Source organism: Lactobacillus melliventris, assembly GCF_042679465.1.
Classification (GTDB): Bacteria; Bacillota; Bacilli; order Lactobacillales; family Lactobacillaceae; genus Lactobacillus; species Lactobacillus melliventris.
Genome location: NZ_JBHTMT010000001.1, coordinates 108,898 through 128,752, shown reverse-complemented (window position 1 = coordinate 128,752; position 19,855 = coordinate 108,898). Strand labels below are relative to the sequence as shown.

General features: G+C 36.5%; 19 protein-coding genes, 1 tRNA gene and 1 other annotated feature. Of the genes, 4 read left to right on the top strand and 16 right to left on the bottom strand.

Annotation, left to right across the window (positions count from 1 at the left end):
* The 12 genes from ACFQ32_RS00645 to ACFQ32_RS00590 form a co-directional block, all read right to left on the bottom strand.
* Positions 1-243 carry an exodeoxyribonuclease VII small subunit gene (locus ACFQ32_RS00645; protein ID WP_046325068.1) on the bottom strand — a complete coding sequence of 81 codons (243 nt, stop codon included), beginning with the start codon at positions 241-243 and terminating at the stop codon, positions 1-3.
* The gene (gene xseA / locus ACFQ32_RS00640) at positions 233-1,591 is read right to left on the bottom strand and encodes an exodeoxyribonuclease VII large subunit (RefSeq protein ID WP_046325069.1); all 1,359 of its coding nucleotides are present in this window, start codon (positions 1,589-1,591) and stop codon (positions 233-235) included. Before xseA ends, ACFQ32_RS00645 begins: the two co-directional genes overlap by 11 nt.
* On the bottom strand, positions 1,578-2,429 hold the full coding sequence (locus tag ACFQ32_RS00635; RefSeq protein ID WP_046325070.1) for a tetrahydrofolate dehydrogenase/cyclohydrolase catalytic domain-containing protein: 852 nt from the start codon (positions 2,427-2,429) through the stop codon (positions 1,578-1,580). Before ACFQ32_RS00635 ends, xseA begins: the two co-directional genes overlap by 14 nt.
* Positions 2,430-2,486: 57 nt before the next feature.
* Complete coding sequence (gene nusB, locus ACFQ32_RS00630; protein WP_046325071.1) at positions 2,487-2,879, bottom strand: transcription antitermination factor NusB; 393 nt, start codon at positions 2,877-2,879, stop codon at positions 2,487-2,489.
* Entirely contained in the window at positions 2,857-3,315 is a 459-nt protein-coding gene (locus ACFQ32_RS00625; protein WP_046325072.1) for an Asp23/Gls24 family envelope stress response protein, read from the bottom strand. The genes nusB and ACFQ32_RS00625 overlap by 23 nt, the downstream gene beginning before the upstream one ends.
* Positions 3,316-3,332: 17 nt before the next feature.
* Positions 3,333-3,902, bottom strand: a complete 570-nt coding sequence (gene efp, locus ACFQ32_RS00620) for an elongation factor P (RefSeq protein WP_046325073.1) — start codon at positions 3,900-3,902, stop codon at positions 3,333-3,335.
* Between the two features lie 72 nt (positions 3,903-3,974).
* Positions 3,975-5,084 carry a M24 family metallopeptidase gene (locus tag ACFQ32_RS00615; protein WP_046325074.1) on the bottom strand — a complete coding sequence of 370 codons (1,110 nt, stop codon included), beginning with the start codon at positions 5,082-5,084 and terminating at the stop codon, positions 3,975-3,977.
* A 143-nt stretch (positions 5,085-5,227) separates the two neighbouring features.
* Positions 5,228-5,521 carry a 50S ribosomal protein L27 gene (gene rpmA, locus ACFQ32_RS00610; RefSeq protein ID WP_038523172.1) on the bottom strand — a complete coding sequence of 98 codons (294 nt, stop codon included), beginning with the start codon at positions 5,519-5,521 and terminating at the stop codon, positions 5,228-5,230.
* Positions 5,522-5,534: 13 nt separating this feature from the next.
* The gene (gene rplU, locus ACFQ32_RS00605) at positions 5,535-5,849 is read right to left on the bottom strand and encodes a 50S ribosomal protein L21 (RefSeq protein WP_046325075.1); all 315 of its coding nucleotides are present in this window, start codon (positions 5,847-5,849) and stop codon (positions 5,535-5,537) included.
* A 13-nt stretch (positions 5,850-5,862) separates the two neighbouring features.
* Positions 5,863-5,937, bottom strand: a sequence feature (ribosomal protein L21 leader region).
* A gap of 87 nt (positions 5,938-6,024) precedes the next feature.
* Complete coding sequence (locus ACFQ32_RS00600; RefSeq protein ID WP_046325076.1) at positions 6,025-6,864, bottom strand: YitT family protein; 840 nt, start codon at positions 6,862-6,864, stop codon at positions 6,025-6,027.
* Positions 6,865-7,037: 173 nt separating this feature from the next.
* Entirely contained in the window at positions 7,038-8,357 is a 1,320-nt protein-coding gene (locus ACFQ32_RS00595; protein WP_046325233.1) for a DUF2325 domain-containing protein, read from the bottom strand.
* A gap of 86 nt (positions 8,358-8,443) precedes the next feature.
* A complete protein-coding gene (locus ACFQ32_RS00590; RefSeq protein ID WP_046325077.1) occupies positions 8,444-10,207 on the bottom strand; it encodes a DUF2207 domain-containing protein in 1,764 nt (587 codons plus the stop codon).
* A gap of 201 nt (positions 10,208-10,408) precedes the next feature.
* On the opposite strand from ACFQ32_RS00590, the gene ACFQ32_RS00585 reads away from it, so the two are divergent.
* Positions 10,409-10,482: transfer RNA gene (locus ACFQ32_RS00585), tRNA-Arg, on the top strand.
* A gap of 80 nt (positions 10,483-10,562) precedes the next feature.
* On the opposite strand, the gene ACFQ32_RS00580 is transcribed toward ACFQ32_RS00585, so the two are convergent.
* Positions 10,563-11,048, bottom strand: a complete 486-nt coding sequence (locus ACFQ32_RS00580; RefSeq protein ID WP_052724654.1) for a hypothetical protein — start codon at positions 11,046-11,048, stop codon at positions 10,563-10,565.
* Between the two features lie 513 nt (positions 11,049-11,561).
* Between ACFQ32_RS00580 and ACFQ32_RS00575 the strand changes: the two genes are divergently transcribed.
* A complete protein-coding gene (locus ACFQ32_RS00575; protein ID WP_046325078.1) occupies positions 11,562-12,599 on the top strand; it encodes a PTS transporter subunit IIC in 1,038 nt (345 codons plus the stop codon).
* Between the two features lie 67 nt (positions 12,600-12,666).
* Here ACFQ32_RS00575 and ACFQ32_RS00570 read toward each other — a convergent pair whose 3' ends face one another.
* The 3 genes from ACFQ32_RS00570 to ACFQ32_RS00560 form a co-directional block, all read right to left on the bottom strand.
* Positions 12,667-14,292, bottom strand: a complete 1,626-nt coding sequence (locus ACFQ32_RS00570) for an amidohydrolase (RefSeq protein ID WP_046325079.1) — start codon at positions 14,290-14,292, stop codon at positions 12,667-12,669.
* A gap of 14 nt (positions 14,293-14,306) precedes the next feature.
* A complete protein-coding gene (locus ACFQ32_RS00565) occupies positions 14,307-15,497 on the bottom strand; it encodes an MFS transporter (RefSeq protein ID WP_046325080.1) in 1,191 nt (396 codons plus the stop codon).
* 280 nt (positions 15,498-15,777) lie between these two features.
* Entirely contained in the window at positions 15,778-16,785 is a 1,008-nt protein-coding gene (locus ACFQ32_RS00560) for a LuxR C-terminal-related transcriptional regulator (protein WP_052724655.1), read from the bottom strand.
* Between the two features lie 135 nt (positions 16,786-16,920).
* On the opposite strand from ACFQ32_RS00560, the gene ACFQ32_RS00555 reads away from it, so the two are divergent.
* Positions 16,921-17,277, top strand: a complete 357-nt coding sequence (locus ACFQ32_RS00555) for an arsenate reductase family protein (RefSeq protein WP_046325081.1) — start codon at positions 16,921-16,923, stop codon at positions 17,275-17,277.
* Positions 17,278-17,386: 109 nt separating this feature from the next.
* Positions 17,387-19,789, top strand: coding sequence for a Xaa-Pro dipeptidyl-peptidase (locus tag ACFQ32_RS00550; protein ID WP_046325082.1), 2,403 nt, complete (start codon positions 17,387-17,389; stop codon positions 19,787-19,789).
* Positions 19,790-19,855 lie beyond the last annotated feature (66 nt).

Here is a 19,855-nt window from a genome sequence, read left to right as displayed (position 1 = left end):
TTATTTTTCAGGTGCAGCAGCATCATTGGGGTCAAGCTTGCGTTCAGTACCATCACTCTCAATTAATTTTGCTACTGTTTCTTCAGCTTCAGTTAATTTTTTATTCAAATTGCGGCTTAATTTGACACCTGTTTGAAACTGCTCAAGAGCATCTTCCAGTGGAATATCACCGTTTTCCAAATTATTAACAATTGTCTGCAATTCTTTTAATTCTGCTTCAAAATTATTTTTCTTAGTGGCCATTTTTTTCTCTCCTAGTTGAACCAATTATTGCTGTCGCTTGTCCGTCTTTAAAATGCAGTCTGACTTCATCTTTTATTTTAACTTGAGCAATAGAACTAACAGTTTTATTTTGTTTATCAGTAACAAAAGCATAGCCTCTGTCCAAAGTTTTGAGAGGACTGTAATCATTAAGTTGCTGCCCTGTCTGACTCAAAGCATTGCGTTTTACTTGTAAACACTGCTTCGTATTAGCAATTAACCTCTGATAATAAAAATCTGATTGCTGCAATAACGCTGCAATTTTTTTACCAGGACTGACTGCAAGCAGTCTTTGCTTTTCCAACTGGTAACTTTGTCTTCTGCGTTCTAATTGACGCACCATATTATTATGTAAATTATCTCGCAAAAGGTCTAATGTTTGTGCCTGTTCATCATACAGTCGTGTAGGTTCTCGCATGATAACAGAATTATTAATCCGATTTAAAGTATCACGCCGAATTCTGATTGTATTTTGCATACTAGAAACAAGACTATTCTGCATTTGACGAATATTAATTAATTCATCTGCCAAATTAGGAGTGGCGTATTCAGCAGCTGCTGTGGGAGTAGCAGCGCGCACATCTGCAACTAAATCACATAATGTAGTGTCCGTTTCATGACCTACTGAAGAAATAACCGGCATTTTCATAGCAAACACTTGTCGTACTACACTTTCTTCATTAAAGGGCCATAAATCTTCAAGCGAACCACCGCCACGACCGATTATCATAACATCATATTTATCTTTAAACTGAGCTATTTGCTTCATCGCAGATACTAATGAATCGGCAGCCGAATCTCCCTGGACTTGAGCGGGGAACAAATCAACTTCTGCATGAGGAAATCTCCTGTTAACCGTCACTAAAATATCATGGATCACAGCGCCAGAAGCACTGGTTACAACGGCAATATAATCAGGAAAACGAGGTAAGGGCTTTTTATATTTTTGGTCGAATAATCCTTCATTTGCAAGTTTTCTTTGCAACTGTTTCAGTTGTTCATATAAGGCTCCTAGTCCTGCCGGTTCCATCGATTCTGCATAAAACTGGTAAGAACCCTGTGGCCCATAAACACTAACGTAACCCGTTACATAGACTTTCATCCCCTCTTCAGGCTTAAACTTTACTTTATCAAAATATGACCGAAACATTACTACATTAATTTTAGATTTTTCATCTTTTAGTGAAAAATACTGGTGAGAGTTGCGGCGATAACGGAAATTAGACAATTCACCCTGAAGAAATACTTTATGTAAGTAGGGATCGTTTTTAAACTTTTGAGTTATATAGTAATTTAGGTCCGAAACTGTGAGATATTTAGCACTTTCCATATTTTCTCCTTGTCAACTGGACAACCTGTTCCATAAGAGATTCAACTGTGAGTGGCCCCACTCCTCCTGGCACCGGAGTAATAAAGCTGGTTAGCGGTGCAACCTGAGCAAAAGCGACATCACCGACAGTTTTACCCTTTACGCGACTGATGCCCACATCTATGATAACTGCACCTTTTTTGACCATATCAGCAGTAACTAAGTTAGCTTGTCCAGTTGCTGTCACCAGAATATCAGCTCTTTTGGTATATTCTGCCAAATTCTTTGTTTTTAAATGTAAAATTGAAACTGTTGCATCCCTTTCAAGCATTAATGCAGCTAAGGGTTTGCCTACAATACTACTTCTACCTATAATCACGGCATTTTTACCTTTTAAAGTAATGTGATAATAGTCTAGTAAAGCCAAAATGCCATGTGCTGTTGCGGGTTCAACAAAATGTTCCCCTTGCCATAAACGTCCTATGTTTGCAGGTGTCAGACAATCAACATCTTTTTCAGGATCAATAGCTGCTAAAACTTCATTTAAATTAATCTGCTTTGGTACAGGTAATTGAATCATGATGCCATTAACCGCTTTTTCATTATTCAGACGTTTAATTAATTTTAATAGCTCTTGCTGCGGTACCGTTTTTGGCAATTGAAACAGTTTTTGCTCTATGCCAATCTGATCTGCTCTGCTCTTTTTAGTTTTAAGGTAAATTTTACTGCTAGGATCGTCACCAATATTAATTACGCAAAATAGTGGCTGCACCCCCAGCGATTTTAATTCGCAAACTTGCTTTTGCAATTTTCGAGCACGAATATCAGCCAAGCGCTTGCCATCTAAAAGCTGCCCCATTTTTGTCATTTCCTTTTCTAAAAAAATAGTCGGCATAAAGCCGACTATAAGATATTTTTAGATAAAGTTTGCTAACATACCATTAATAAATGGTTTATCTTTGGGATCAGCAAACTCATCACACAAGTTCAAAGCTTCATTAACTGCAGCTTTTGGCTCAATTTCTTTACTGTATTTTATTTCATACAGAGCAACTTCCAAGATGGCCAGCGAAATTTGGTTAATACGGTTAATCCGCCAGTTTTTCTTTAAAAAACCGGCTAATTCACCTTTTAACTCATCCCGCTTTTCAATTACTCCTTCAATTATTTCTTTAGAATAAGCAGGAAGTTCTTTCAAATCAAGCATTGCAACAGTTTTGGCTTCAACTTCACTGGCCGTATATTTAAGATCTTGGTTTGCTAAATAAACGACCTGCATTGCGACTCTACGACTTTCGTGTTGATTCATTTTTACCCTTTTCATCTATGTCAGAAAACAGTTGTGAAGTACCACTACCATCCTCTTCTTCCTCATCTGGGAATTCTAGACCGGTAACATGCACGTTAATTTCGCTAAGAGTTAAATCTGTCATCTGTAAAACCTGCTGTTTCAAAGACTTCTGCAAGTTCGTTGCTATTTGAGGTACATTTTTTCCTGCCTCAATGCTAACGTAAACATCGGCGGTTAAATTGTGTTCGTCATCAATGTTAACAGAGACGCCTTTGCCATGGTTTTCTCTACCTAAAACGCGATTGATTCCAGATTTGACGTTACCGTGCATTTCGGCAACTCCATCCACTTTTTCGGCAGCAATCCCCATAATAACTTCAAGAACACTAGGATCAATTTCAATTTCTTCACCGTTATTTTTATCATCTAAGACAATTTTTGAACTATCTGCCATTTTTTTACCTCGAAAAATTATTTATTTGCGCGAGATACGTATGTACCATCGACCGTATTAATTACTAAAACGTCTCCTTCATTGATGAAGAAAGGTACGTTAACAACAAGACCCGTTTCCATTGTTGCGGGCTTACCACCACCTGATGAGGTATCACCCTTAATATTAGGCTCTGTTTTGGTAACCGTCAATTCAACAGTGTTCGGTAATTGAATTCCTAATGTTTTACCATCATGCATAATTACACTGACGTTCATATTTTCCTTTAAGAATTTAGCTTCGTCTGTTACTTGTTCATTAGGAATTGCCAGCTGGTCGTAGGTTGTTGTATCCATAAAGACGTAACTTGAACCATCATTATACAAGTACTGCATAGCCTTGGTCTCAATTTCTGCAGTTTCAACTTTAGCGGTTGAGCGGAAAGTGTATTCCTGCACTGCACCAGTGTTCAAGCTCTTTAGCTTTGAACGAACAAAGGCGCTACCTTTACCTGGCTTAACGTGCTGAAATTCAACAATTCGCCATAAGTCATTATTATACTTAATAGTTAAACCATTCTTAAACTCATTAACTGAAATCATTGTCATATTGAGTACCTCATCTCCATAATATTATCTTACCAATTAGTAAGCGATTTTACTATAATTATTATTTATCTTTTACAAAGAAATTAAGTCGTCTTTAGGTAAAGTTGATAGTGTTTCAGGACAGTTATCGTTGATTAAGATGTCGTCTTCGATCCTGACACCACCCTTATTTGGCAAATAAATTCCTGGTTCAACTGTATGAACCATATTATTAATTAGTTCTTGTTTACCAAAAGGCAGAGCCGGCTGACAAAGTTCATGTATCTCAAGTCCTATACCATGACCTATTCCGTGGCCAAAATATTGGCCATATCCTTGTTCAGTAATATAGCTTCTGGCTGCTCGATCAACATCAGAACCGTGGTTGCCGGCAACTGCAGCTTCAATGCCCCGTCTTTGCGCTTCGTGGACGATTTTGTAAATTTTATGCATTTCCTGGTCAACTTTGCCAACCGCAACAGTCCTGGTAATGTCAGCCGCATAGCCGTGATAAAATGCACCAAAATCGATTACAACCATGTCACCATTTTCAATCATTTTGTCACTGGCAACCCCGTGAGCCCAGGCAGAACGTACACCTGAAGCAATAATCGTATCAAAACTAGGACCATCACCGCCATTGACTTTGAAATAGTAATCTAATTTAGCTCCTATTTTCCTTTCAACAGCTCCCGGTTTAATTAAAGGCAAAATTTCATTGAAACTATCCATCGAAATGTTAATGGCTGTACGTAATGTTTCTAATTCAAGGGAGTCTTTGATATTGCGAACTTGTTCGACTAATTCTTGACAAATCTCAAAATCAACTTGCGGGTTTAGTTTTTGCAATTTCGTAAATTCAACCGCTGATACGAACTCCCCTTCAATTAAAACTTTTTGCAAGTTAGCTTTTTGCAATTGATTAGTAATTTCAACGTCTTGATCTTTCGTTTTCATTACCACGTCAATTTCGCCTGGAGCTTCAGCCTTAATCTGGTCAATAAAGCGTGAGTCCGACAGTAATATCCGCTCCCCTTTAGCAGTTAAAATTAATTGTGCTTCTTCACCGGTAAAATTAGTAAGATAACGGTAATTAGCTTGATTAAAAATCAGCAAGCCATCGGCATCACGCTCTTTAATTAGTTCGGTTACTTTCTGTATGCGCCTGTTGATTAGTGTTAATAAATCATTTTGTTCAGTCATGCTTGTATTCTCCTGTATATCAAACTTTTACTTCAATTTTAACCCCAAAGGGATATACAATACCATCACATCATTACTTTTTTAAATAAAACAGAAAAAAGACGAGAAGCATATGCTTTTCGTCTTTTGGTTTAAGAACTAAATTACTTAGCTTCTTCTTCAACCGGAATAACAGAAACTTGTTTTCTGTACTTGTCTTTCCGCTCAAATTTAACTACACCATTTACCAAAGCAAACAGAGTGTCATCTCCACCTTGGCCAACATTTTTACCAGGGTGAATCTTTGTGCCACGTTGACGATAAATGATTGAGCCAGCATGAATAGTTTGGCCATCAGCAGCCTTAGCGCCTAAACGACGACCTGCTGAATTACGTCCGTTGGCAGTAGAACCTCCACCCTTGTGGTGGGCAAATAATTTAAGATTTAAAATATTCATTATTATTTCACCTCTAGTTTAATTCAATTTTCTCAACTGTAACCTTAGTATAAGGTTGACGGTGACCATATTTTGAATGTGAGTGCTTCTTAGGCTTGTACTTAAAGGTTACAACCTTTTTTTCCTTACCTTGCTTTTCAACCTTAGCAACAACTTTAGCACCTTTAACTAACGGTGTACCAACTTTAACGTCCTTGCCGTCTGAAGTAAGAACTACTTCATCAAAAGTAACTTCTTTACCTTCTACAGCATCAAGCTTTTCAACAAAAACACTATCGCCTTCAGCAACTTTATATTGCTTTCCACCGGTTTTAATAATTGCGTACATTTACTACCCTCCAAAAATTACTTAGACTCGCCAATTGAGGTGCTCTAACCAAGACTTATGACCTCAAAATGTGCGGTTGCAGATGTGGAGGAACCCACAAATACAACTATTACATCATACTACTATCAGGTTCAATTAGCAATAAAAAATGTCTTCTTTATCTGCTAAATAAGGTTTAAATTTGCCATTTACCACCATGCACTTTAGCAATGTTTTCGGTGACGATAAATGCTTCACTATCAATTTTACGAGCTTTAGCAACTAGCTGACCATATTCGTTAGTATCAACAACAATCACTAGCTGTTGCTTATCCTGATCACTATAACCACCTACGACATTGTAAACGGTCAAGCCATCATAATCCTGCTGCAGCATTTGACGAATTTTTTCTAACTTATTGTTACTCATAATGCGCACCTGATATTTTTTATCAAAACCAGTTTCTGTATAACGCATAGTCATTGTAGTAATTACCTGAGAAAAAGCGGCCAGCAGAAAAGCTTCAGTACCATCAACAAAGATATTCAAAAAAATGACAGACATATCAATAACCATTAATGATAATGCGGGATCAATATAAAAATACTTTTTTATAATCAAAGGCGGAATGGTAGTCCCACCGGACGAAGCGTTAATGCGATATAGCATTGAAACACCAACACCCATTAAGACTCCGCCGTAGATAACTGCGAGCATATTATTCGAAGTTAATTTAAAACTAGGTGTAATTGCCATTAACACAGGTACTAAAAGGCTGCCTAAAGCCACCTTTTTTAAAGTTTCTTTACCTAAAAAAACGGCAGCTAAAATAAGCATCAGAGCATTGACCACAAATACCGAAAGAGAGCGGTTAATTCCCCAAACAGCATCAATCAATATTGAAATACCTGTAGAACCACCTGCAGCAACATTAATAGGAGCATAAAAGAAATTTATTGATATTGTAATTATTTCTAAACCAGCTAAGAAAAAAAGCCAATATTGCCAGGTATGCTTTTGCGTTTTTGTTTTCATCTCATCTTCCTTCCATAAAATTGTTATTTAATATTGTACAGGAAAAAAGCCAAATCATGCAAGAAATATGGGCTTTCCTATTTAACCTGCAGTAAAATTGCATGAGCAAAAACACAAAGCTGACCTTTATTTCTTAAATTATTAAGAAATTATAAAGAAAATCGTTATGACTATCAGTCAGCAACCTGATAATCGATTGTTTGATTACCTTCATACGCTGGCAAACCCTTTTCAGCACGGTATAAAGCTCGCTCAAACGCTTGGTAGCCTTTACTTGAACTAACTGCAAATTTGATGTGATACTTACTGGCAAATTCACTGATATTCCAAGTACTGTCATGGGCAGCAAATGCCGTTACCAGGATTACAATATCCAGATCCTTGATCTGATTTTCCATGATTTTTTTCTTGCCCTGGAAAGCATCAATGGGGATAGGTATGCCATTATACCTTTTGACTATTCCTTCCAACATCGCCTCATTCTGGTTATTGCCAATAGCAATGCCTACTCGTTGATAATGTAAATCCAATGCCAGCTTAGTTAAATTCTCATCTTTTTCTGCAGTAGTGCTTCTTTTCTTTTTAGCGCTATTAGGCTTCTGCGGTTGCTCAAGCTCATAAATCCAGCGAATTTGAATTGCTTCTTCCGGATTTTTTTTCAAACGAACATCGCCATCATACCAAGCTAAGTCAACAATTGAGCCATCAACTAATCTAATGTTTTCATCCCAATACTTACTCGAATCAACAGGAAGAAGAACCGCCTTACCATTAACACGTAATTTCTTTCCTTGAGCATTGCGAGTAATAGCTAAATGACCCGCGCGTCCTTGCACTACCGCATATTTAAACGTTGAGATTGAATCAACTTCCATAGACGGCAATTCACGAAAGCCAACAACGCGTAAAATAGTTGCTTCATAATGGGAATTCTTATCTTCAGGAACGGCCTCTACTATATCACCACTTTTTAAGTTTAAAGAATGAATTTGAGACTCTTTCAACGTATACACTCTTCTATTACTATCATTAATCAAATCACAGCCAGATAGCAAACGAATTACTGTATACCGTTTTCCTTTCCGATAATCTCTCTTACTCTTTTGGGGAATTTCAAGGGCTTCTTCGAAAACTTTTTTATCAATCATATCTTTAGGCGTTTGCAGCAGATTAATTGCTTGCTTTAGGTTGACTAAATTTTGGCGATATTTTTTATTAATATTTGGAGCAAGCGTTAGTTTTTGAATTGCCGAAAGTGCTGTGTTCTTACTGGCAATATCTCCAGGATTTTTAATTAACCGGGCTAAGCTGGTTAAGAGCAAATTAAGTTGCTCTAGATCAACTTCGATATTATTTTTAGCTGTTACTGTTGCAGTCTGCTCATCAGTCATGCCCAAAATTAATTTAATTGCTGCTATCCCATTCTTTAAGCTCTTATCATCTCCCGCCGTCTGATTAAGAATTCTTTTTAAATTATTGCGATAATCGAACATCATTTTACCTATCTTTTTAGAATTTTACTTAATTATAGCAAATGCAAAAACCAATCTTTAAGCCAGGCTTTTAGTCAGAAGACAAACTAGAAAGCTCCTCCACCAGAACCTCCGCCAAAGCCGCCGGATGAACCACTGGAGAAACTGCTAGAGCCAGAAGATATACCGTCACTAAAACAAGAATCAAAGTTGGCAGTAAAACTGTCTTTGCCCGTGTTTGAAATAAAACCGTAATAGAAGTAATTACTGTTTTGAATCTCTTCCTCACTGAATTCGATTTTCATTTCTTTCATGACTTTGTCTGCTAAACCGAAAGAAACGGCATAAGGCATAATATCTTCCCATAGTATGAGATCACCGACATCTTTCATTTTAAACTTGCCGATATCTCTCAGCATTTTCTTGAAACCGCGTATTTTTTCAGTTTCATTTTTGCCTGTTTCAGAGTATATGCCAATCTTTTTATTACTATAAACTAAAGCAAGAAGACTCAAAAGCAGAATTAAAACTTCACCTATAACTATTACCAAAAGATATTTTAAAGAACTTGTTAATGCAATTACCGCAGACGCAAAGCTCACTGCCATCGTCAAAATAATAATACCGATAACTTTAGCCCGACTATTGGTCAACGTATCAGGTAAATATATTTGTTTTTCTTTACTGTCAAAATAATTAGTTGCCCAGGTATCAAAAGAGTTTCCAAGCTTTTTACCATGGTACTTTTTCAACTCTTGCGTCGTGAATTGGCTACCATCACCAATGGTATTAAAAAGGGCTTTCATTAGAGGATTATTATCAAGAATGCTTTTGTCTAACAAGGTTATTTGATAAAAGGTTTTCCGATGGACCTTAAAATCTGCGATCTTGATCTTTTTCTTAGCCGCTAAGCTAATTAAATATGCCGTAAAGGCCTTATTATCGGGCTTTTTAGCAGTATCCAAAATTTGCGCTAACACTGGATCCACATCAGGTATTTCATAATTATGAGCCAATTCGCGACTCTTGCGCGGCTTAAAACCAACTGCTTTGGTTCTGAAACCTTTAATAATTCCTAGAAGTCCGACAAACAAGCTTAATGCTATTAGCCAAATACTTCTTCTTTCTTTTTTCTGCTTATTTCTAATGGTTGCTTGAGCCAATTCTTTCTCTTGCTTGATAACTGCTTGGCGGTGATTCTTGTTTTTAACATTTTTATTTTTGGCAGTGATACTCACAGGGAAAATACTATGAACTTCGATACCGGTGTCGCCAGCAAGATTCTCAGCTATCATAACAATTTTTCCTTTTTTCGGATTAACTTTAAGGTAGCCATCAAGTGGCCCATGAGCCCAGGCTTTCAGTCCTTTAACTGGTCTAGCGAAAATAACGCTGGCCTTGACATAGTCTAAGTCAGTATCCCAGCCATTACCAATAATCTTAAAATTAAGTTCAGCAATGTCGCGATAATTAATAATGGCGTTGGTTATGCGATAAAAATACGTCACAGTAAAATGGCTGTGATTTTTTATAGGATAAAACACTTTAAAGCGATATCCGCGCTTCATTTTTTTAAGAAGATAGTTATTAACTGTTTGTCTCTTTTGATTTTCATTTTTTACCTGTACTTTTACGTCTTCAATTTTTTGATTTGAATTTAAAGCTTGCCGGTAATAAACGCCATGTGCTCGACTATTGAATTGGTAGGTAATTGCCCTTTTCATTGACAAAGAACCATCAGGATTAACTTTGGCACTTGTGATATTTTTAGCAATATCATAATCAACATCGGCTTTTACTTTTTGTACAGGGCTTAAGCTAACTAGAAGCATGCCTAAGAGACAGATAAATTTTAGTAATTTATGTTTCATAATTTTTCCAATCATTTAAAATAATTATTTTAATTATACCGATTACAAACTACAATTAACATATTAATCTTATAATCTCTTCTTTGCCAACATCAATTTTGCTTTAAAATTATTTAAACAAAATCGCAATTTCTGGTTGCAATTACTTAAATTTTTTTCTATAATAGTTACTGTTCTTGCGCAGGAATACGCAAAACTGACGGTCTGGTAGCTCAGCTGGATAGAGCAACGGTCTTCTAAACCGTGGGTCGTGGGTTCGAATCTCACCCGGATCATTTTGTTATAAATAGTTAACACTTGTTTGAACTCTTAAAGAAAAGAACTATAACAATTCAGTTATAGTTCTTTTTGTTTGCTAGTTCTTCTTAATTTTTGAAATCAACACTCTTTGTCTCTTCGGATTCAAGCGGTAATAACCTGAAAAAATACCTAAAAATGTTAAAACTATAGTTCCGCCAACTAGCAGCAATATGCTGTCTTCGTGAAGTTCTCCGATAAATTCATATAAAGAAGATACCATCTTTAACCAACCACCAAGAGAAACAAAATACCAGGCAGTTGCTTTGTCAATAAAACTCATAGCTGTACGTAAATCTGATTCATTTTTGATAATACTGCCCAAAATTTTGACTGCTCGTCTCTTTTCTAGGTATATTTTGACAATAGGTATAATCCAGTAAAGAGGAGAAATCTTAGGCTGTGCTTTGCTTGATTGATTAAATTCTTTTAAAAACCATTCGTAGTCATAAAGCTCCATTAATCCCTGATATAGAGGAAAAGCGAATAGCAACCAGTCACCCAAAAAACTGATACAGTTAATAAACAGTGTGATAATAAACACTTCTTTCTTTTACAATAGAATAAATTTATATTTTACTTGAGAATATTCTAGTCGTTACTAAAGAGTTATTCAAAACTTTTATTTTTAATTTTTTGGCTTTTTAGTGCGGAAAATATTAAAAAGATAAGATCACGTCAGTTCAGCATTTTAATATTTTGCTTACTTGTATTACTTAAGCAGGATGATTTCAAATTGTTTAATTAACTGCTGTATCAGCTGTTTTCAAATTAAATTAAATTAGGACTTGCTTTTTATTTATTATTAAGTTATGATATTGCTTAAATATTTATGAGAGGTAAAGATTATGACGGCAATTAAAAAAATTAATCAACCGCAAGTTAAATATTATTTCTGGTACTTCAGCAATTTGATCTGAGTGCCTGGTTTGTCATTGTCTTAGACACACAGTTCAATCTTCATGACAATTGTGTGTTCAAAGACTTAAGTACTTTCTTCTCTGAAGACTCACACAGTTGTCGTCATCTGTGTGAGTTTTTTATTTAGGAGAGAAAAATGAATACTTTGAAAAAGATTACGCTAGATACCCTAAACGGCTTGTCAACTGGTATAGTTGTAGCTTTAATTCCCGGAGCCTTAATTAACCAGCTGGTAAAAGCTCTTTTACCCAGTATGCCACAACTAAGTTTTATCTTAGCCTTAACTACCTTTGCTTCAGCGTTGTTACCAGCAATTAGTGCAGTATGCGTCGGCATGACAGGTAAATTGACACCTATTCAAACTTCATCCATCGCCTTAGCGGCAACAGCAGGCGCTGGTAATTTCATGATGAATAACGGTAAAGTCACTGTAACAGGCAGTGGTGATGTCATTAATACCGCGATTACGATTATGATTGCTTACGGACTAGTATTGTTTTTTGGTAAAAAATTAAAGGCATACACGATTTTACTGGTTCCCCTTTTAGTTTTACTAATAGCAGGTGGAATCGGCTGTCTGACGCGCATACCTGTTGGTCAACTCACTAGTTTGATCGGTTTAGGAGTCCAAAAACTGACAGACTTGCAGCCCATTATCATGGGAATGCTAATGGGAATAGTATTCGGCCTGCTCATTGTTTCGCCGATTTCTTCAGTGGGCATCGCCACTGCAATCAGCATTTCTGGTATTGCTTCTGGTTCTGCAAATCTTGGTATTACAGCCGTTTCCTTTGCGTTAGCTGTTTTTGGATGGAAATCCAATAGTTTCGGGACATCAATTGCTCACTTCTTGGGCTCTCCCAAAATGCAAATGGCTAATTTAATGACTAATCCAAAACTACTTATTCCGCTTTTAATCAATGCTGGTATCATGGGTGGTTTGGGAGCAGTCTTTCAAATTCAGGGAACACCAATGAGTGCAGGCTTTGGTTTTTCCGGCTTAATCGGACCCATAGCGGCAATGGCTAATCGGCCCGCAAATTTGTTCAATATTCTTTTAATCGCAATTCTTTTCTTCTTTTTGCCAATTGCGTTGGGCATATTGATGAACTACCTCTTTAATAGCAAAGTACATCTTTTTACAAGTAAAGATTTTGAACTAGATTTCAATTAATTTTAAAACAAACAAAAACTGATAGTTATCAATCATAATCGCTAACTATCAGTTTTTTAGTTTTAATTTACTTACCGCGCTTATAAACCAACTTACCATCAGAAAAGGTTAAGTTAACTTTGGCAAAACGAATTTTTTGCGGATCAATGTCAAATAGATTTCTATCTAATACGATGACATCGGCCAATTTACCAGGTTCCAAAGTTCCCAGTTCATTTTCGAAGGATTCAGCATAGGCTGACCACTTGGTATGAGCCTGCAAAGCTTCAGTCAGAGTAATTGCATGTTCTCGGAAATAACCTCCATCTGGTTTACCTTCATTTGGTTCACAACGCGTTACAGCCGCATAAATTGTCCAAATTGGATTTACAGAGTATACAGCGGGAAAATCTGAACCAAAAGCCAAATGGCTTCCCGCATCAAGTATTTCACGGTATGGCCAAGTGTGTGACAACCTCTCTTTACCAATACAAGGCAAATATCCTCCACTCATATAGTCTCCAATGCAATGTTGCGGTTGAACTGCACACATTACATTTAAACTCTTCAGTCTGTCAATGTCGTCTTGTCTAATCATATCAATATGTTCTAAGGAATTGTGCAAAGTTAACTTGCCAATTTTACTTTTGGCATATTCATATGCATTTAGGGCCATCGTACTTGCCTGATCACCAATAGTATGTATTTTGACAGGGAACCCTTCCTTTTGGGCCGCTAGAACATATTTGTTGAGCTCATCCTGAGTTAAAGAAGTATCACCAAATTTTCCAGGATCATTATCATACTCTTTACTCAAAAAGGCAGTATGAGCTTCAACCACGCCGTCAAGAACTTGTTTCAAACCTGCAACCCTATGCTTATTAGTATGGTACTTTCTCTTCAGTTCTTTCGCACCAGCAATATCTGTCAAGGATGGAAATGATGTAATTCTGGTAGTTAATTCTCCAGATTGTTCTAATTCATCAAATATTTCCGGGATATTGTCATTCGTTAGACCTGACGGATAGACATCAGCAACTGAAGTGATACCTAATTCACGAAAGTGCTTTAGACATTTCAGCAAAGATTGTTTCAGTGTTGGCACATTTAAAACCTCGTCCATCATGGCTTTTGTTGCTGGTGGTTCGTATAGAATACCATTTAGTTCGCCCTGTTCGTCATGACCATATATTCCACCTTGGGGATTGGGCGTATCTTTTTTAATACCAATCTTCTCTAGAGCTATAGAATTGCACCAGACGGAGTGAAGGTCAAATGAATTTAAACATACTGGGCGGTCTAAATTTAAAGCATCTAGTGATTCTTTTGAGGGAGTATGAGGATTATCCCAAACTTCTGCATACCAACCTGTACCATATATCCAAGGATTATCAGGATGCGAATCAGCAAATGATTTAACCATTTGTACACATTCTTCCTCACTCTTACAGTTCATCATTTGAATGCAAAAGTCCGGATCATTTTGAACAGAACCTAGCGAAATGTGCATATGAGAATCGTTAAAGCCGGGCATAATCAAATGATCACCACAATTAATCACGGTGGTTTTTTCATCGATATAACCAGTCATTCTATCTAACGGCACGATCTTCAAGATGCGATTTCCCTTGATTAAAACGCAACCAGATATTGGCTTATCACCAGCACCAGTAAAAATAGCTGATCCTTTTAAAACGAAATCTGCTTTTTCCATTTTTTCTTGCCTTTCTATTTATTTTTTGCTTTACTACCAACTTCAGGCAACGCCAATATACATAGTATCGATAATCCGAAAATTAACGACTCAATCCCTAGATTCTTAGCGTAGTCGTTTCCAGCAATCTTGGACACAATGATTGGAATAAAATATGATATCAGCATTGAAACTGTACCAACTATTCCGCCAGCACTACCAGAATATTTCTCTCCTATTTCTGGAAATTGTATTGGCATAGCTTGAACTATTGGTCCACTAATTGCAGTAAAGAAACCATTAATTACTAACATGGCCCATAAAAAGAAACCAGCTGGTGTATACCAGGTAAAGTACATTACGATCGCACCAATTAATGTCGTTACGGTCAAAAACATCTTGTAACGACCAAGCTTGTTGCACCAAGCTGGACCAATTAAAGAGCCAAAGAAACTACCGACAGTAACTACAGAAGACATAATTCCGGCTGTCGAATTATTAATATGTTGACCTAAATTAAGCGCCTGCGGTAAAAAACCAGCATAAGCAGTTGTTGAGGCGATTCCTAAGCCAGCACAAATTGAGACAATCCAGGTATTTTTACTTTTAATAGCAACTTTTAAATATTTCATTGTCGGTTCTGCTGGCGGCAATGATTCGCCTTTAGGAGTATCACGAACAAAAACTATCCAGCAAATAGTTAAGACTAATAATGAAACAGATGAAAACATGTAAGCAGCATTAACAGACGGAAACCATGAACTAGTGATTTGAGCCAAAGTTATTCCCAAGCATGAAGCTGCGTAGAATACACCCATGGCAGCATCCGTATCCTGCTTAAACCAGGTACCCAAAACTTTAATTAAGTTGGCATTTAAAAGTGAAATAAAAATACCGCATAATAAGAGCATTATCATCATCATGGCAAAATTCGCTGCAATAAAACGGCCAAATGCACCAATGATGGATAAAATACAACCCACTGATATTACCTTTTTAGAGCCAAATTTATCTCCTAAAGATCCAGCCGGAATACTAAGCACAACGGCTACTAGCATTGGCGCCATTAAGAGAGCCGAAAACTCAGCAGTCGTAATATGTAATTGAGGCATAATTACTGTGGCCAACGCCGAAACCTGAAACTGAATATAATTAGCAATAAAACACAACAAACTAACAATCGTTAGAATCACCCAGCGATAAGCAGGCAATTTTTGTTTCTCCATAACTTTTTCTCCTTTTCTGTCTGATCCATTTATGGATTAATTCATGGATCAAGTTAATCAAAAAAGAGTAAAGTTACAATCAACTTTTGTTGTATTTTAGGCGTAAAATGTGCTGCAACTAAGTATTTTTTAAAACTAAACTTTAGTAGTAGATGCCAAAAAGACTAAAAACGGTGCTGTAAATGATTGAGAAATCTAAAAAAGACTGAAAAATCACACACCAGTAACATGATTTCCCAGTCTCTTTGCTTAATTTGAGATTTAGCCAATTATTTTTAGCTTATTTTTCTTTATATTCCATAAAAATATGCATTAACTGACTGCGGCGATCAACAGCTAATTTTTTATAAATACTGTGTATATGTGTTTTCACCGTTCCTACAGAAATATACAATTCATCAGCTATTTCCTGATTCTTCTTACCTTTTAAGACTAGCCTTAATATTTCTGATTCTCTTTTTGTCATATTGTAATAATTACAGAATTCAACAACTTGACTTTCTTCGCTAGCATTCTCCTTTTCGTGAAGCATAGATTGATATTGATTCATTTTTTGCTGCACTAAAATTTCTAAGTTATTTTTATTTGCTTCTTCCTCTTCCCTTTTAGCAAACCAAATAATTAATAAAGACAGGATAATTGAAAAAAGATCTTCATTAAAACCGATAACTCTCATATAACTGGTTAAAATGACAAAACTATTTTGATTTAAATCGTTCAAAAATAAAAATAAGATTCCTTCTAAGCATGACAACGTCATAAAAATAGCAGTCAATATTACAGCTCGATCGTAATATTTTTTCTTGCTATTTTTTCCTTTAGAATCTGATTTAAAAGTGTTACAAAAATAAATTATGCAAAGAAATAAAATACTAGCATCCTGGGTACTCCTTTGGAGTACTCCCGCATTTTGTTCACTATAAGAATTTAACACAAAAGCGACATTTAACAAGGACACAGCAAAAATAGGGATATAGTATAAAATTTTGGGTTTCTTATTTATCATGCTGGACATCAATTTAACATAACAAATTCCCCCTATTATAAATGCTAAAATTCTAATTAAATAAAAGGCTTTGGTATCAATCTGGTAATTACTATTAGTGACTTTTAGCAGATCTGATGAAAATGCTATCGTACTGTCAATTATTAACGTTACATAAAGCAGGCCCACATAGTAAAAAATACCATTATTAGTGGTTTTATAAGCATATTCTGAAACATTTATTACCCATAAATAAAGAACTAAAAAGGCAATATTATAAATATAAACAAATATTTCTTGCAAAATTGCAACTCCCAAATTTTATTTCAAAACTATACACTGAGTTTAACATAATACATCCTAAATTATAAAAATGTTTTTATTATTGTATTTTTGCTTGCCATCATTGCTATAATTTAAGCAAAGGAGAGCATGAAAATGATAAGATTTTACGGTTATAAGCGCTGCTCAACTTCAAGAGCAGCTCAAAAATGGTTAACAGAGCACAATGTTAAATTTGACTTTCAGGATTTGGTAGAGCAACCACCCGAGAAAGCTGACTTAATTAATTGGCTTACCCAACATCAGGATCGCGGGTTAAAGTATTTTTTCAACACGCACGGACAAGACTACCGCAAACTGCATCTCAAAGATCAGGTAGCTGATATGTCAATTGCCGCAGCAGCAGAGATGATGTCCAAAAATGGTAAATTAATTAAACGACCATTGGTGGTTGAAGGTGAAAAACTGACCTGCGGTTTTAATGAAAAGACCTACCAAGAAGTTTGGCTATGATTTACATTAGAGGAAGAAGATTTTTTAAAACCTTCTTTCTTTTTTATTTTAATAACTGGCTTTCTAATGATCTTAATAACAGGTAAAATAATACAAAAAGGAGAATTTTATGAAATACAATCAATACGCTTATGTCAAAACTGATTACCAAACAGAAGTTAAAGAATTGCAACAAATTAAATTTTTACCAGCCGATTATGAAAAGCTTTCTTTTGCTGATCTGCTAGCTGAACTCACAGCAAATGCAGTGGCAGTAGTCGACCTCAATGATGCGGGAGCACGAAAGGCAAAATTAGCCGAGTTTGCTGTATCAGAAACACAAACACTCAAGCAATTTTTAGACGGCAATCCGGTAAAAATAGTGTCTCCCCAATTCTATAACGTGGCCTTGCAACTTTTAGGTTACCACGTTGGGTACGATTATCAACTGGCAGATCCTCTAAAATTCATGAGAAAGCAGGCGTTGCCCTATATTGCAGATATTCATGATCAGCAAGCACTCATCCGCGCCTTTTATCGTTTACTAAATACTCGTGCTAAAAACGGACAGCTTTTAATTGATGTGATGGCGGGTGAAGGCTATTTTTATAACCGCAAAAGCCAATTTACCAAAAATAAGTTTCTCTTTTTTAATGGCAAAAGTATGCCAGTTTTTGATACCAGCAAAATAATCAGAGAAGTAGTTTACGTTGAAAGTGACCTTGACACTGATGGCGACGGCAAGAGCGATCTCTTGCAAACAACCATTTTTCGACCAGTTGAAAGTGAAAATATGCCGGTACCAGCATTATATACAGCTAGTCCCTATTTTGGCGGTATCATTGATAATGAAAAGCGTAACCATAACGTTGACGAGAATTTGAGTGATGCGACTGAATGGGAAAATCCGCAATATCAAGCTGCTGCTATTGTTAAAGCTCAAAAGCCAAACACTGATGATACTGTGTCATATAAGCCGGTCGAACAAGCCGTTGGCAAATCTTCCTACGGTTTAAACGAATACATGTTAGCTCGCGGCTTCGCCAGCGTCTTTGCTGGCGCTATTGGTACCCGCGGCAGTGATGGCCTTAGAATTACCGGCGCACCAGAAGAAACCGAAAGTGCAAAAGAAATAATAGAATGGTTACACGGAGACAGAATTGCTTACACTGATAGATCTAGACAACATGAAACCAAAGCTACCTGGTGCAACAAAAAGATTGGGATGACAGGACGGTCTTATTTAGGAACCTTGCAAATAGCTATTGCAACTACTGGTGTTGCCGGCTTAAAAACGGTTATTTCTGAAGCTGCCATTTCTTCCTGGTATGATTATTACCGTGAGCATGGATTAGTAATAGCGCCAGAAGAATGTCAAGGAGAAGACCTAGACATGCTGGCAGAAACTTGTCAGTCCAACTTATGGGATGCAGGAGACTACTTAAAGATCAAACCTAAATTTGACGCAATGCAAAAGATTTTATTAGACAAAGCTGATCGTAAAACCGGCCAGTATTCTGATTTCTGGGAAAAACGCAATTATCGTCATCATACCAATAATATTAAGTGTTCCTGGATTAGTGTCCACGGTCTCAATGATTGGAATGTCAAGCCGAAAAATGTTTACAAAATTTGGCAAAAAGTCAAAAATCTTCCTGTAGAACATCATCTTTTCTTGCATCAAGGTCCCCACTATAACATGAACAATTTAGTTTCAATTGATTTTACCGACCTGATGAATTTGTGGCTGGTTCATGAACTATTAGGTCTTGAAAACAACGCATATCAGCAATGGCCAACTGTCTTAGTTCAGGACAATCTAAAAGCAGATAAGTGGCATGAAGAAGAGGATTGGAGCAATGACAGCGGAAAAGAAACAGTTTATTTCCCAGCTGATGACAATGAATTAGCAAAGGACACAAGTAGCGAAAAGAGAGTTTCCTTCACAGATGTAGGCGGAACCGAATTTAAAAAAGCCAAAATTTCAGAAAATGACTGGCAATACCAGTTTATTTGTGGCAACAAGAAATGGGCTCAAGCAAGTTTGCGCTTCACGACCGATGAATTTATTCATCCAGTAACAATAGTTGGTCGACCAGAAATTAGAATGCGGGTAGCATCCAGTCTTAACAGAGGTCAAATTTCTGTAGCTTTAGTCGAAATCGGCGATCGTAAACGGTTGACAGCTACTCCCAGAATCTTAATGCCAGGAGGCCAAGAATTAGGCTTTCATTTTCAATTAGACTCCCTGCAAGAATTTATGCCGGATAAGCTGACTCATGCTAAATTAATTACCAAATCTCATATGAATTTGCAAAATTACGCGGATATGAAAAAGCCAAGTAGTATTAAAGTCGGTGAATTTTATGACTTACAATTTAAGCTGCAGCCAACATACTACACAATGCCTGTTGGCAGCAAACTTTGCTTAATTATTTATTCAACCGATCAGGGAATGACCAAGAGACCCCTTGAAAATACTACTTATACAATAGATCTGTCTGAAACTGCTATTAAATTTAGTATTAAATAAAATTTATCTGCACGCACCTTTTTAAGTACAAAAAGAGCAACTGTTGTTTACGCAGTTGCTCTTTTG

Coding starts and splice junctions, on each gene's coding strand:
- ACFQ32_RS00615 (WP_046325074.1), bottom strand. CDS start 5,084: ATGACTGAACAAAATGATTTATTAACACTAATCAACAGGCGCATACAG.
- nusB (WP_046325071.1), bottom strand. CDS start 2,879: ATGAATCAACACGAAAGTCGTAGAGTCGCAATGCAGGTCGTTTATTTA.
- ACFQ32_RS00575 (WP_046325078.1), top strand. CDS start 11,562: ATGAATACTTTGAAAAAGATTACGCTAGATACCCTAAACGGCTTGTCA.
- ACFQ32_RS00595 (WP_046325233.1), bottom strand. CDS start 8,357: ATGTTCGATTATCGCAATAATTTAAAAAGAATTCTTAATCAGACGGCG.
- efp (WP_046325073.1), bottom strand. CDS start 3,902: ATGACAATGATTTCAGTTAATGAGTTTAAGAATGGTTTAACTATTAAG.
- rpmA (WP_038523172.1), bottom strand. CDS start 5,521: ATGAATATTTTAAATCTTAAATTATTTGCCCACCACAAGGGTGGAGGT.
- ACFQ32_RS00645 (WP_046325068.1), bottom strand. CDS start 243: ATGGCCACTAAGAAAAATAATTTTGAAGCAGAATTAAAAGAATTGCAG.
- ACFQ32_RS00600 (WP_046325076.1), bottom strand. CDS start 6,864: ATGAAAACAAAAACGCAAAAGCATACCTGGCAATATTGGCTTTTTTTC.
- ACFQ32_RS00635 (WP_046325070.1), bottom strand. CDS start 2,429: ATGGGGCAGCTTTTAGATGGCAAGCGCTTGGCTGATATTCGTGCTCGA.
- ACFQ32_RS00570 (WP_046325079.1), bottom strand. CDS start 14,292: ATGGAAAAAGCAGATTTCGTTTTAAAAGGATCAGCTATTTTTACTGGT.
- rplU (WP_046325075.1), bottom strand. CDS start 5,849: ATGTACGCAATTATTAAAACCGGTGGAAAGCAATATAAAGTTGCTGAA.
- ACFQ32_RS00550 (WP_046325082.1), top strand. CDS start 17,387: ATGAAATACAATCAATACGCTTATGTCAAAACTGATTACCAAACAGAA.
- ACFQ32_RS00590 (WP_046325077.1), bottom strand. CDS start 10,207: ATGAAACATAAATTACTAAAATTTATCTGTCTCTTAGGCATGCTTCTA.
- ACFQ32_RS00625 (WP_046325072.1), bottom strand. CDS start 3,315: ATGGCAGATAGTTCAAAAATTGTCTTAGATGATAAAAATAACGGTGAA.
- xseA (WP_046325069.1), bottom strand. CDS start 1,591: ATGGAAAGTGCTAAATATCTCACAGTTTCGGACCTAAATTACTATATA.
- ACFQ32_RS00565 (WP_046325080.1), bottom strand. CDS start 15,497: ATGGAGAAACAAAAATTGCCTGCTTATCGCTGGGTGATTCTAACGATT.
- ACFQ32_RS00555 (WP_046325081.1), top strand. CDS start 16,921: ATGATAAGATTTTACGGTTATAAGCGCTGCTCAACTTCAAGAGCAGCT.